Below are 12,919 nucleotides of genomic sequence, written 5' to 3' on the forward strand. Positions count from 1 at the left end.
ACGGCGTCGGAATAACACGGTGCGTGATCGGAGCGCAATTCATGCGCTGCCCCCGCAACGCATGTGGTCACTACCGTGGAGCCGCTTTTTGGTCTACTTACCCTTCTTCGCGTTGGCCACGGTCTTCTGGCGGCTATCTGCCGCGGCCTTCGACGCCTTGCTGGACGTGGAAGCCGACACCTTCGTCACCTTGCCCTTGGTGGCGCCTGACGTTGCCGGCTTGCTCGCTTTACCCACCGGCTCAGACACCTTGACCACGGCGGAGCGGCCACGACCCTTCTTCTTATCGTAGCGCGAATCGTTCTTCGTGTCTGTGACACGGGTGCCGATCTTCTCGACGCCGCCGCCCTGCACGTCGGTTGCGATGCGCTCCGGACCCGGTTCGCTCGGCATCGCCTTGCCAACCGGCACGTGCAGCACAATCACCTGGCCGCGCGAAACCTGATCGCGATGCGTGCGATTCCACGCTTTCAATTGACCGATCGAAACGCCGTAACGCACTGCGATCGCGGCCATGGATTGATTGCGACGCACGCGAATCAGCATCTTGCGGGTGTCGGGAACGTCAGGCTCCATGGCGAGCACGGCGCTTTCGGCGACGTCGGCGCTGATGTCTTCGTCGTCGTCCGAACCACGCGGCACCACGATTGTGGAACCCGGTTTCAAACGCATGCCGGCCGGAATCTTGTTCACTTCCATCAGCGTGTCGGCGTCGACACCGATTTTTTGCGCGATCGCCGCCGGTGCCGAACGCTCCGTTACCGTGTACGTAGTCCAGGACGACAGCGAACCGGAGTAGGCCTTCAGATTGCGCTCAAAGGCGCTCGCGTTATCGAACGGCAGCAGGATTTGCGGCTGCGTGGCGCCGAGAATCACCGGCTTCCTGAACGACGGGTTCAGCGAGCGGAATTCGTCCGGCGACAGATTGGCGAGTTTCGCCGCCATGTCCACGTCGATGTCGTGCGAGGTCGTGACCGTGACGAAATACGGGTGATTTGGAATCGACGGCAGCGTGAGCCCGTACATCTGCGGGTTCATCACGATGTTCTTCACGGCCTGCAGCTTGGGCACGTAGTTGCGCGTCTCGTTCGGCATGCGCAGGCTGAGGTAGTCGGTGGGCAGACCCGCCGCTTCGTTGCGCGCGATCGCGCGCTGCACATTGCCCTCACCCCAGTTGTACGCGGCGAGCGCCAGTTGCCAGTCGCCGAACATGTCATGCAGACGCGACAGGTAGTCGAGCGCGGCGCTGGTCGAAGCCAGCACGTCGCGGCGCTCGTCCTGCCACATGTTCTGCTTGAGGTTGTAGGTGCGGCCCGTGCCCGGCATGAACTGCCACATGCCGGCGGCCTTTGCTACCGACAACGCCTGCGGGCTGTACGCGGATTCGATGAACGGCAGCAACGCGAGTTCGGTCGGCATATTGCGCGCCTCGAGCTCTTCGACGATGTGGTACAGGTATTTCTGCGAGCGCTCGGTCATGCGCTGCACGTAATCCGGGCGCTGCGCATACCAGTTGACCTGCATGTCGACGAGGTCGGTTTGCAGATCCGGCATTTGAAAACCACGGCGAATACGGCCCCACAAATCGGCATCGGCGCTCGTCAGTTGACTGACCGAGCCTTGATCGACGTTGATCGTCTCTTTGGCGGTGGCTGTCTTGCGAAGGGCGTCGGCTACGGCTTGCTGGCTGGCGGGGTTTGTTGCGGTGGTAGGGCTATTCGTCGCCGGTCCCTGACTCGCGCAAGCGGCGAGTGTCAGGACCAACAACGCACTAAAGATAAATCGCATGAACGTCTCGGCTTCCACAAGGGCTGGAATTTGCAGCCGATAGTACGAAACGGCAACGTTTACGTCAATCGGAAAATTACGAAAAAAATCAAGGAAATCTTGGGCTTGGCGAATTTTTGCGATTCTTCGCGTGAGCAATACCCTGATGCCGAACGGGTCAACGGAAGCGGTTTTTCCATTCACGCATCAGCGTAAATGCCGATAAACGATCGGACACTTTTTCGTGCAACTGCTCCTGCAAGGTGGCGCGAATCGCCGGACTGTCAGCGCGTAAAAACGGATTCACGGCGCGTTCGTGGGCGATGGTGGTGGGAAGCGTCGGCACATGGCGCGCGCGCAATTCGCTCGCCGTGTCGCGCCAGGCTTGCAGTTCGGCGTTGCCCGGCTCGCAGGCGAGCGCGAAACGGATGTTCGACAAGGTGTACTCGTGGGCGCAGTGAACCTCGGTCGCGCCGGGCAGCGCGGCGAGCGCATCCAGCGACGCCAGCATCTCCGTGGGCGTGCCTTCGAACAAGCGGCCGCAGCCACATGCGAACAGCGTGTCGCCACAAAACACGTGCGGCGTGCCGCGCGGGTCGGCCGCCTGAAAATAGGCAATGTGGCCGCTCGTGTGACCGGGCACGTCGAGCACGCTGAACTCGAGTGCTGGGGCCGCAATCGTCACGTGATCGCCGTTTTTGAGACGATGCGTGAGATGCTGGATCGCCTCACCAGCGGGGCCGTACACGGGAACGGCCTGGCCGTTCAGCAGATCGGCCACCCCACCGACATGGTCTTGGTGATGGTGGGTGAGTAAAATAGCGCTCAGCCGCCAACCCCGTTTCGCCAGATATGCGCGCACGGGGGCGGCCTCACCCGGATCGACGACCACCGCATGATGCCCGTCGGAAACGACCCAGATGTAATTGTCTTCAAACGCCGGGACCGGTACGTACTCGAGCGCATTCATAGGCGACGCATTCTCTGATATGACTGATCGAGCAATTATAGACTGGCCTGCCTGGACCGATTCGCCACCCGGGCGCTACGTACTCGAGTGGGAACAGACCCAGCTCGACCGCGTGGTGTCCGACGTGTTCGGTTACCATGCGCTGCAACTCGGCCTGCCGCAGCTCGACGCCTTGCGCGAGAACCGCATGCCGTGCCGCGGGCTCGTGCTCGACGCAGCGAGCGGTGCGAGCGCGCCCTACACTTTCCCGCGCGGCCTCGGGCGCGCCGGGAACGGCTCGGGCAAGAACATGGGTAACAGCGCCGCAAAAGGTCTGCCTGCGGGTCTGCCCGCGGGTTTGCCTGCGCCCGCTGGGCGCAGCGCGGTCTGGTGCGATCTGCTCGACTTGCCGTTCGAAGCACAAAGCGTCGACCTGATCGTGATGCCGCATACGCTGGAATTCACGAGCGACCCGCACCGGCTGCTGCGCGAAGCGGAGCGCGTGCTGATGCCCGAAGGGCAGTTGATCATCCTCGGCTTCAATTCGCTGTCGCTGTGGGGCGCGCGCCAATCGGTCGGCAAGATGACCGGCCGGCCGTTCGTGCCCGCCGCGGTCGACCTGATCGCCTTCACGCGCCTGAAAGACTGGATCAAATTGCTGGGTTTCGATCTTGAACGCGGGCGCTTCGGCTGCTATCGTCCGCCGCTCGGCAGCGAACAATGGCTGTCCCGCTATGGCTTCATGGAAGCCGCCGGCGACCGCTGGTGGCCGATTTTCGGCGCCACTTACATGATCAAGGCGATCAAGCGCGTGCGTGGCATGCGCCTCGTCGGCCCGCTGAAAGTTAAGAAACCTGTCCTCGCCGCGGGCCTCGCGCCCGCCGCCACTCCGAACACACGCAACCACACTCAATGACTCCCGACATCATCGATATTTATACCGACGGCGCCTGCAAGGGCAACCCTGGCCCCGGCGGCTGGGGTGCGTTGCTGCGCTTCGGCGACCAGGAAAAAGAACTGTTCGGCGGTGAGCCCAACACCACCAACAATCGCATGGAACTGATGGGCGTGATCGGCGCGCTCGAGGCGCTCAAGCGCCCCTGCAAGGCCGTCGTGCACACTGACTCGCAGTACGTGCAAAAAGGCATCAGCGAATGGATTCACGGCTGGAAGAAAAAAGGCTGGATCACCGCCGCGAAGCAACCGGTGAAGAATGCCGATCTCTGGAAGCGACTCGATGCGCTCGTCGCGCAGCACGAAATTGAATGGCGCTGGGTGCGCGGTCATAACGGCCACCCGGAAAACGAACGTGCGGATCAACTGGCCAATCGCGGCGTCGCGTCACTCGCGGAAATGTGATGCATGCCGTGATGCCCGCGGCGACACCCACGCGCGCGCCCTTCTTTTTTGCTGATTTTTTTAGAGCAGGCTAATCCGACATGCGTCAACTCATCCTCGACACCGAAACCACCGGCCTGAATGCACGAACCGGCGACCGGATCCTTGAACTCGGTTGCGTCGAAATGGTGAATCGCCGGCTCACGGGCAACAACCTGCATTTCTATATCAATCCGGAACGCGAAAGCGATCCAGGCGCTTTGGCGGTCCACGGGCTGACCACCGAGTTCCTGAGCGACAAGCCGAAGTTCGCCGAGATTGCCGATCAGATTCGCGACTTCATTCAGGACGCGGAACTGATCATTCACAACGCGCCGTTCGACATCGGCTTTCTCGATGCCGAATTTGCGTTGCTGGGATTGCCGCCGGTAAAAACCTACTGCGGCGAGATCATCGATACGCTGGCGCGCGCCAAGCAGATGTTCCCGGGCAAGCGCAATTCGCTCGATGCGCTGTGCGACCGCTTCGGCATCAGCAACGCACACCGCACCTTGCACGGCGCACTGCTCGACTCGGAACTGCTTGCCGAGGTTTATCTGGCAATGACGCGCGGCCAGGAAAGCCTCGTCATCGACATGCTCGGCGATTCGCACGGCAGCGGCGATGCGAGCGCACCGCGCATAGCGATCGACTCGCTGAATCTGGTCGTGATCGCCGCGAGCGACGACGAAGTTGCCGAACATCAGGCCGTGCTCGACGGTCTCGACAAAGCGGTCAAAGGCACGAGCGTGTGGCGTCTCGAACCGGCTCCGGCTGCACCCGCGGATGAGCAAACCGCTTAAAAAGTACTAGACGAGTCGAAAAATCCCTGACATAATTCGGCTCTCTTCGGGTGGTTAGCTCAGCGGTAGAGCACTGCCTTCACACGGCAGGGGTCACAGGTTCAATCCCTGTACCACCCACCAGATTCGCTGGTTCCCGAAGAACCGCAAGAGAAAGCCCTTAGACGAAAGTCGAGGGCTTTTTTGTTTTTGCTTCCGCCTGATTCTGTTTGTTTCCAGGCATGCGCACGCATCATTGATCAAGTGTGCGCCCGTTGATACGCATCTGCGCCCGCTCTGCTTCGAAGTCAACATCGAACTTTCGTACGATTGCGGCGGCCAAATACTGCTGATATAGTCAGTTCTCGGGCACTCGCCCCGTCCATTCCTTCACTTCATTCGACTACAGGGAGGCGTCACATGTTCGCAGTGCATATCGCTCTCCCTGGGATGGCCTCACGACCATTCTCGCGACCTTAAGTTTGTCGCGTTGTCGCTCACGCGGTTCTGCCTGACCAGGCATTCCGCGCAATTCCCAGACAGTCCGTAGTCCCATTGCCGGCATTGCTGTCAACACAGCGCGGCTCGCTTGACTGTCTCTTCCTTTCGCTTCTTGACTGGAACCTCGGTGCGCTCGCGCGCCACCGGGTCGTGGCAAATGACTAGAAAAAAACTCGACTTTCGTGGACAAGCCTTCAAGGACGTCCTCGGCTTTACCTTCCGTCACTGGGCCAAACAGCCCTGGCGCATCTTCGTCACTGCGGCGTTGGTGCTGCTCTCGGCATTGGCCGACGTACTCACGCCGATGTTCGCCGGACGACTCGTCGACGCGATCGCCTCCGGCTCCGCCAGCGACGCCATCGCGTGGCACGCGGCGATCACAGCCTTCTGCTTGCTGGGCGCGCTCGGGCTCGGCGCCACGCTGCTTCGCCAGGGCGTGTTCTTCAACCTCATCAGGCTGACGCTCAAGATGATGAGCGAGATCGCCGGCAACGCCTTTCATCGCGTGCAGCGCTTTTCGACGGACTGGCACGCCAACAGCTTCGCCGGATCCACCGTGCGCAAGATCACGCGCGGCATGTGGGCGCTCGACCTGCTCAACGACACGTTGCTGGTCGCGCTGCTGCCGTCGCTGGTCATGCTGGTCGGCGCAACGGTGCTGCTCGGCTGGCGCTGGCCGATGATGGGCGCGGTTGTCGGTATCGGTTCGGTGCTCTATATCGCGGTGACCGTGGCGCTGTCGCTCGGCTTCGTTGCGCCCGCCGCACGCCTCGCTAACGCGTGGGACACGCGCATGGGCGGCGCCCTCGCCGACGCAGTCAGCTGCAACGGCGTGGTGAAAGCGTTCGGCGCCGAAGCGCGCGAAGAAGCCCTGCTCGAGCGTGTGATTGTGAAGTGGCGTCATCGCACGCGCCGCACGTGGATTCGCGGCACGATCAACGGCGGCGTGCAAGGCGGCATGCTGGTGGCGATCCAGGCCGCCATTCTCGGCGCCGCGTTGCTGTTGTGGGTGCGCGGCGAAGCGAGCGTCGGCGACATCACGTTCGCGCTGACGATGTTCTTCATGCTGCAAGGCTATCTGCGCGACGTGGGCATGCACATCCGCAACCTGCAGCGTTCGGTCAACGACATGGAAGAACTGGTGTCGCTCGAGAGCCAGCCGCTGGGTATCGAAGACCGCCCCGGCGCAGGCCCGATCGCAATCGGCAAAGGCGAAATTCGCTTCGAGCACGTCACCTTCCACTACGGTGCGAAAGCCACGCCGCTCTATGACAACTTCTCCGTGCGCATCGCGCCGGGAGAACGCGTCGGACTGGTCGGACATTCGGGTTCGGGAAAGACGACTTTCATCAAGCTGATCCAGCGGCTCTACGACATTTCGGAAGGCCGGATCACGATCGACGGTCAGGATATCGCCCGTGTCCGGCAGGCGTCGTTGCGCAGCCAGATCGCGATCGTTCAGCAGGAGCCGGTGCTGTTTCACCGCTCCTTGGCGGAGAACATCGCCTATGCGCGGCCCGACGCGAGCCGTGCCGAGATTGAACGCGCCGCGAAGCTCGCCAGTGCGCACGGCTTTATCTCGGCGCTGCCTCAAGGTTACGACACGCTGGTCGGCGAACGCGGCATCAAGCTCTCGGGTGGCGAACGTCAGCGTGTAGCAATTGCGCGGGCGTTTCTCGCGGACGCGCCGATCCTGATTCTGGACGAAGCGACCTCGAGCCTCGACAGCGAAAGCGAAGTGCTGATCCAGCAGGCCATGGAACGGCTGATGATGGGCCGTACGACGCTGGTGGTGGCGCACCGTCTGTCCACCGTGCGAGCGCTGGACAGACTGCTAGTGTTGGACAAGGGCAAGGTCATCGAGGAAGGCAGCCACGAGGCGTTGATCAGACTCGAGAACGGCTTGTACAGGCGCTTGTTCGAACGTCAGGCGCTGGAGTTGATCAAGGGTCTGGGCGATTCTGAGGTCATGCACAAGACCAATGGCGCGAAGGCGAATCGACTCGACGATTCGGACTTGCTAGTCGAGAAGTAAATTGTGAAGAAGCGTGAGGGACGTCCTGCAGAAGCCGCCGTAACAGGCGTTTTCTGCAGGCTTATGGCCACTCACGCACACCCACCTACACCACGCCCGCAGGCAGCCCGATGCCGCGCGCCATGCCGGTCGCCGCGAACACCATCAACACCAGTAGCACGGTCTGGATCACACTGAAACGCGCATAACTACGCGCCTTTCGCAAATCAGGCGGGGCGCCTTTTCTGATACTGGCGCGCCAGCGCATCAGGCCGAGCATCGTCGGGACTTCGAGGATGAGGATCAGCACGAGCAGCGTCATCTTCAAGTGAAAGAGCGGCTCATGCAGGTAGTAGTCGGCGCCCTTTTCGAAACCGCCGAAAGCGCGCATCAGACCGGTGACGATCAGCACCAAAGCCGAAATGCCCCACCGCGCGTCGGCGCGGAATACGGATCGCAACGCAGCAGGCACGCTGGCTCGCCGAAGGGACCAGGTGCGCCGAAGAATCGACGCGAGGGCAAAACCATAAGCAAGCAGATGAAGGGCGGCAAGCAACCAGCGAACCAGCATAGCGACTCCTGCAAACGACGCAATACGATCGATGTATATCTTCTCACTCGCCCGCTGAAACACCGGGCGGCACTTTTTCTTACACGTCTTATTATCGACTACCGCACCTTACGACGTCTGCTTCGCCCGTGTGTTGTAGCTGACTGAACGAAGCGACAGTTTCAGACTTGCCGCAACGATGTATCGAGCGCTCGCGCGGCGACCCGATCGCCCTCGGTTGTCAGTGCGGCGCGGAACACGGTTTGCCGATTGTGGCCCGCCGCAGCCGGCGAATCCCACAGCAATTCTATTTTCGGACGTCGGCCGAAGCCGCCGCGTACCAGCGCAGGCGCGCCGACCGAACCGAGCGGCGCCGCAGCGCCACCCGCCTCGCCGGCAACACCGAACGCCACCGCCGGAGCAGGCGCCGACGGTGCGCTCATGCCCGGGGCCGCCGCCCAGCGCACCGACAATTCGCGGGCGTCGTACTGCCCCACCTTGCGACGCTCGGCCCAGACGACCACCGTGCGTGTGGCCGGATCGAGCGCAACCGCATAGCGGCCGATCGCAAAGCGTCGCGCGGCGATATTGGTCCGCCACAGCGCGCGCGGCCGGCAAATCCACACGACCGCCGCGTACAACGCCGGTGCCGCCAACAGCCAGCCGTTGGTAGCCGCCACCGCCTGCGCGGCGCGCCGCCAACCGGCACTCGCCGCAAATGCGCCGACCGACCAGACAGCAAACAGGAATCCGAGGAAAGCAAACAGACGCACCGCCTGCCGCAACCATTGCGGCAGCGGATGCAACGGACGCTCGGCCACGGCGCGCGCGCCCGGCAGGAAGATCAGCAGGAACAGGAACACCAGGTTGATGCATGCCCACGGCGAGGACACCATCGCCGACAACGACGCGCCCAGGTCCATCTGCGCCATCGAAAACAGCCAGCGAGCGAGGAGCACGAGACCGATGGCGCGCAGCGCGAAAATCATTCCGGCGCCGGGCGCCGCGTTCGCACGCGTCTCTTTCGTTCTCGCCAAAGCATCCTCCTGTCGTCGACGGCGCCGCAGCCAGATTTGCGGCAGGGCCATTATAGGGATATTACCGAGACAGGCTCATGCTTGCCGGTCCCAAAACCGTACTTTCTGCCGCATACGCGCAAAATCGCGGCGCGCATGCAACAACGCCCCGCAGGCGAGATGCACGCGGGGCGTTGCTGGGGCAGCCGGGCCATCGATCACTGGGCGCCGAAAGTGCGCGCCCGGCCAGCCGGTCTGGCTGCTTTTACTTAGACGGCGCTCAGCTGGCGTTAACTTCGCGCAGCACCGTGCGATGCTTCTGACGCAGCAACTCTTCGTAGGCGGCGACGTAGTTCTGCGCCATCACTTTCGACGAGAAGCGCGATTCGAATGCGGCACGCACCTTGCCGCGCGGCAGCGTGTGCAGACGCTTCACTGCGGCGACCGCGCTGATTTCGTCTTCGACGACGAAACCCGACACGCCGTTTTCGATCACTTCCGGCACCGAACCACGGTTGAACGCGATCACCGGCGTACCGCAAGCCATGGCTTCGATCATCACCAGACCGAAGGGCTCCGGCCAGTCGATCGGGAACACCAGTGCATGCGCGTTGCCGAGGAACTCACGCTTTTCGGCTTCGCCGATTTCGCCAATGTATTCGACGTGCGGGAGCGCCATCAGCGGCTTGATCACTTCTTCGTAATAGGCACGATCGGCCTTGTCGATCTTGGCGGCGACCTTGAGCTTCATGCCTGCCTGGCCAGCGATGCGGATCGCACGGTCGAGACCCTTCTCCGGCGAGACGCGGCCAAGGAATGCGAGGTAACCCGGCTCGACGTCCTTGATCGGCGTGAGCACGTTTTCCGGCAGACCGTGATAGACGGTTTGCAGCCAGTTTGCCTGTTGCAGCGGGATGCGCTGGTTGTCCGAAATCGACACCACCGGCACGTCGCTGAACGTGTTGAAGATCGGCTGCAGTTCCGGCAGGTCGAGACGGCCGTGCAGCGTGGTCAGGAACGGCACCGGCTGGCGGGCGAACAGCGAGAACGGGTAGTAGTCGATGTGGAAATGCAGCACGTCGAATTCGTCCGCGCGGCGGCGCACTTCTTCGAGCAGCAGCATGTGCGGTGCCATCACGTCGCGGATGGTCGGGTCGAGGCGCAGCGCCTGCGGCCAGAACGCTTCGAGCTTCGCGGAGGTTTGCGAATCGCCGCTTGCGAAAAGCGTGACGTCATGGCCCTGTTCAACCAGCGCTTCGGTCAGGTAGGACACCACGCGTTCCGTCCCGCCATAAAGCTTGGGAGGAACCGCCTCGTGCAAGGGAGCGATTTGAGCGATTCGCATAATGAAGAACTCCTCGTAAAAAATCAGGCAAAAGTATTGCGTTTGGTAAAAGCGACTCGCTTGCTCGCCAGGGCAGTCTGGCCGGATATGCCGGCGCGGGCCTGATTCTTTCGAGAAATCCTGCGATGGATCGCTTGGGTAGTGAGCCCAGATCAGCAGTTTGCTGTCTGCGCATGTGCCGGTAAACGCACACATGACACCTACGTTGACAAACTGTCAGATATTTCGGTGGGCTAGCAGAGCATGCATTATCAATGCCGGGGATCTCGCTGCACCACAACATTTCAAAGTCTTTACGTTGTTACAAAGGCGAAACACTTTACAAACCCTTGTTTTATAAGACAGTTCTACAGTAGCAACTGGCTTGCAACGCTGACCCGAAGACGGCAGCTGTAAGGTCCTGTGTCAACTTTGCCGGCAGGCGCTGAAGAAATGCCGCATCGCAGTTGAATGCAATTTGTAATTATATCCCGAAATATTCCGCAGCCTGCGTGAACCACCGCCCCATCGGCGGGTCGAGCAACAGTAGGTCGCGGTCGTCTATCGCGAAATCAGTCGCGCCATCGCCCGGATACACAGGGCGCAATCGCTTTTGCATGTTTACAATGCGAAGCATCGGCTTCGCGGCGAGCGCTTTTGCTGTGGCCCATGCCTTGCATGCACAACCTGAACCACACCGACCTCACGATCAATTGGAACACTTAACCATCGCCCAGCGTAATGCCCAGAACGCAAAGCTTGCGAGCTATGCGCACCGGCCGCTTGCGTTTCTTTTCCGCTTTATTCGCCGCCATCCGCTCGCGCACGCGATCGTCCTGTGCAGCGTGTTCGCGGCCGTGGGCTGTGCGCTCGCTTCGCAATACGCGATCAAGCATCTGATCGATGTGCTCGGCGAAGGCCGGCATCATCCCGGTCCGCTGTGGGGCGCGTTCGCCATCCTGGTTGGCCTGATTGCCGCCGACAACCTGCTGTGGCGGGTCGGCGGATGGGTGGCCGCGCATACCTTCGTGGCCGTGACCGGCGACCTGCGGCGCGACCTCTTCCAGTATCTGAGCGGCCACTCGCCGACTTACTACTCGGAGAAACAGCCGGGCATGCTGGCGAGCCGCATCACGGCAACCTCGAACGCGGTCTACACCGCCGAGAACACCACCGCCTGGAACGTGCTGCCGCCGTGTATCGCCGTGCTCGGCGCGATCGTCATGATCACCGCCGTCAATCCGCTGATGGCGGGCGGCCTGATGCTGTGCTCGGCCATTCTGTCGGTCGTACTCTACAAACTTGCCGGGCGTGGCTCCGCGCGGCATCACCATTTCGCCACGAAAGCGGCGTCGGTGGACGGTGAGTTGGTCGACGTGATCAGCAACATGGGCCTCGTGCGCGCCTTCGGCATGACGTTTCGCGAGCAGCAGCGTTTCGGCGCGACCGTCAAAGCGGAAATGGAGGCGCGCCAGCAGAGCCTGCTGTATCTGGAAAAGCTGCGCCTGCTGCATGCGGTAATCACCGCGCTGCTCTCGGCAGGCTTGCTCGGCTGGGCGCTATGGCTGTGGGATCAAGGCAAGGCGACCTCCGGCGACATCGTGCTGGTCAGCTCGCTCGGCTTCACGATTCTGCATGGCACGCGTGATCTGGCCGTGGCGCTGGTCGACGTCACGCAACACGTCGCGCGGCTCGCGGAAGCCGTTCGCACCCTGCTCGAGCCGCACGGCATGCCGGACCGTGATGGCGCCACCGAGCTCGTGCCGCAAGGCGGCCGGGTCGATTTCGAGGGCGTGACGTTCGCCTACCCGCGCCGCCGGCCGATTCTCGATCACTTCGATCTGCACATCGAGCCGGGCCAGCGTGTCGGCCTGATCGGCAAGTCGGGCGCGGGCAAATCCACCGTGCTGGCGCTGCTGCAACGCTTCTACGAGACGCAGGGCGGCGCCATCAAGATCGACGGCCAGGACATCGCCGCGATCACCCAGGACAGCCTGCGCCACGCAATCGCACTGGTGCCGCAGGATATTTCCCTGTTCCATCGCACGGTGTACGAAAACATCGCCTACGGCCGCCCTGAGGCGACTCGGGAAGAAGTGGTCGCAGCCGCGCGCGAAGCCCGTTGCAGCGATTTCATCGAAGCCATGCCGGAAGGCTTCGACACGATCGTCGGCGACCGCGGGGTGAAGCTCTCCGGCGGACAGCGCCAGCGCATCGCGATTGCGCGCGCGATCCTCAAGAACGCACCGATCCTGCTGCTCGACGAGGCCACCTCGGCGCTCGACAGCGCATCGGAAGAAGCGATCCAGAAGGCGCTCGACCGTTTGATGGTGGGCCGCACGGTGATCGCGATCGCACACCGGCTGTCGACGCTGAATAACTTCGACCGGATCATCGTGATGAGCCAGGGCAAGGTTATCGACGACGGCAGTCCGGAAGAGTTGCGCCAGCGGCCGGGCCTGTATCGCGATCTGCTCTCGAAGCAGTACGGCAAGGGCACCACGCTGCATGTCGGCGGTAAGAAGGTAGATGAGCAGCACGTGGTCTAACCAACGCACCGCCTTTTGCTGCTTCAGCAACACCACGCAGCAACAAACATAAAAGCCGCTCTCGAGCGGCTTTTATGTTTTCCAGAGGCA

10 protein-coding genes and 1 tRNA gene are annotated in these 12,919 nt (G+C 62.1%); 6 read left to right on the forward strand and 5 right to left on the reverse strand.

What is annotated here, in order from left to right:
- Window positions 1–93 precede the first annotated feature (93 nt).
- Together KHO33_RS08950 and gloB are read right to left on the reverse strand one after the other, a co-directional pair.
- Window positions 94–1,788 (reverse strand): transglycosylase SLT domain-containing protein, encoded by a 1,695-nt coding sequence (locus tag KHO33_RS08950; protein ID WP_054036346.1) that lies wholly within the window; start codon window positions 1,786–1,788, stop codon window positions 94–96.
- A gap of 157 nt (window positions 1,789–1,945) precedes the next feature.
- Complete coding sequence (gene gloB, locus KHO33_RS08955; protein WP_200564599.1) at window positions 1,946–2,737, reverse strand: hydroxyacylglutathione hydrolase; 792 nt, start codon at window positions 2,735–2,737, stop codon at window positions 1,946–1,948.
- Window positions 2,738–2,756: 19 nt separating this feature from the next.
- Here gloB and KHO33_RS08960 point away from each other — a divergent pair, with 19 nt between their 5' ends.
- The 5 genes from KHO33_RS08960 to KHO33_RS08980 all read left to right on the forward strand — a co-directional run bounded on the left by KHO33_RS08960 (window position 2,757) and on the right by KHO33_RS08980 (window position 7,411).
- Window positions 2,757–3,632, forward strand: a complete 876-nt coding sequence (locus tag KHO33_RS08960; RefSeq protein ID WP_200564600.1) for a class I SAM-dependent methyltransferase — start codon at window positions 2,757–2,759, stop codon at window positions 3,630–3,632.
- Window positions 3,629–4,075, forward strand: coding sequence for a ribonuclease HI (rnhA, locus tag KHO33_RS08965; protein ID WP_093640388.1), 447 nt, complete (start codon window positions 3,629–3,631; stop codon window positions 4,073–4,075). Before KHO33_RS08960 ends, rnhA begins: the two co-directional genes overlap by 4 nt.
- A gap of 80 nt (window positions 4,076–4,155) precedes the next feature.
- On the forward strand, window positions 4,156–4,896 hold the full coding sequence (dnaQ, locus tag KHO33_RS08970; RefSeq protein ID WP_200564601.1) for a DNA polymerase III subunit epsilon: 741 nt from the start codon (window positions 4,156–4,158) through the stop codon (window positions 4,894–4,896).
- A 48-nt stretch (window positions 4,897–4,944) separates the two neighbouring features.
- Window positions 4,945–5,019 (forward strand) — tRNA-Val (locus KHO33_RS08975).
- A 514-nt stretch (window positions 5,020–5,533) separates the two neighbouring features.
- Entirely contained in the window at window positions 5,534–7,411 is a 1,878-nt protein-coding gene (locus tag KHO33_RS08980; RefSeq protein WP_200564602.1) for an ABC transporter ATP-binding protein, read from the forward strand.
- An 85-nt stretch (window positions 7,412–7,496) separates the two neighbouring features.
- On the opposite strand, the gene KHO33_RS08985 is transcribed toward KHO33_RS08980, so the two are convergent.
- From KHO33_RS08985 to KHO33_RS08995, 3 genes are all read right to left on the reverse strand, one after another.
- Entirely contained in the window at window positions 7,497–7,961 is a 465-nt protein-coding gene (locus KHO33_RS08985; protein WP_054036251.1) for a DUF2214 family protein, read from the reverse strand.
- 161 nt (window positions 7,962–8,122) lie between these two features.
- Complete coding sequence (locus KHO33_RS08990) at window positions 8,123–8,977, reverse strand: hypothetical protein (RefSeq protein WP_200564603.1); 855 nt, start codon at window positions 8,975–8,977, stop codon at window positions 8,123–8,125.
- Between the two features lie 259 nt (window positions 8,978–9,236).
- Window positions 9,237–10,301 (reverse strand): glycosyltransferase family 4 protein, encoded by a 1,065-nt coding sequence (locus KHO33_RS08995; protein ID WP_200564604.1) that lies wholly within the window; start codon window positions 10,299–10,301, stop codon window positions 9,237–9,239.
- Between the two features lie 692 nt (window positions 10,302–10,993).
- Here KHO33_RS08995 and KHO33_RS09000 point away from each other — a divergent pair.
- A complete protein-coding gene (locus tag KHO33_RS09000; protein WP_200564605.1) occupies window positions 10,994–12,829 on the forward strand; it encodes an ABC transporter ATP-binding protein in 1,836 nt (611 codons plus the stop codon).
- Window positions 12,830–12,919: the final 90 nt, after the last annotated feature.

It is taken from the genome of Paraburkholderia nemoris, from assembly GCF_905221015.1.
GTDB lineage: Bacteria > Pseudomonadota > Gammaproteobacteria > Burkholderiales > Burkholderiaceae > Paraburkholderia > Paraburkholderia nemoris.

Coding starts and splice junctions, on each gene's coding strand:
- KHO33_RS08980 (WP_200564602.1), top strand. CDS start 5,534: ATGACTAGAAAAAAACTCGACTTTCGTGGACAAGCCTTCAAGGACGTC.
- KHO33_RS08985 (WP_054036251.1), bottom strand. CDS start 7,961: ATGCTGGTTCGCTGGTTGCTTGCCGCCCTTCATCTGCTTGCTTATGGT.
- KHO33_RS08960 (WP_200564600.1), top strand. CDS start 2,757: ATGACTGATCGAGCAATTATAGACTGGCCTGCCTGGACCGATTCGCCA.
- KHO33_RS08995 (WP_200564604.1), bottom strand. CDS start 10,301: ATGCGAATCGCTCAAATCGCTCCCTTGCACGAGGCGGTTCCTCCCAAG.
- gloB (WP_200564599.1), bottom strand. CDS start 2,737: ATGAATGCGCTCGAGTACGTACCGGTCCCGGCGTTTGAAGACAATTAC.
- rnhA (WP_093640388.1), top strand. CDS start 3,629: ATGACTCCCGACATCATCGATATTTATACCGACGGCGCCTGCAAGGGC.
- dnaQ (WP_200564601.1), top strand. CDS start 4,156: ATGCGTCAACTCATCCTCGACACCGAAACCACCGGCCTGAATGCACGA.
- KHO33_RS08950 (WP_054036346.1), bottom strand. CDS start 1,788: ATGCGATTTATCTTTAGTGCGTTGTTGGTCCTGACACTCGCCGCTTGC.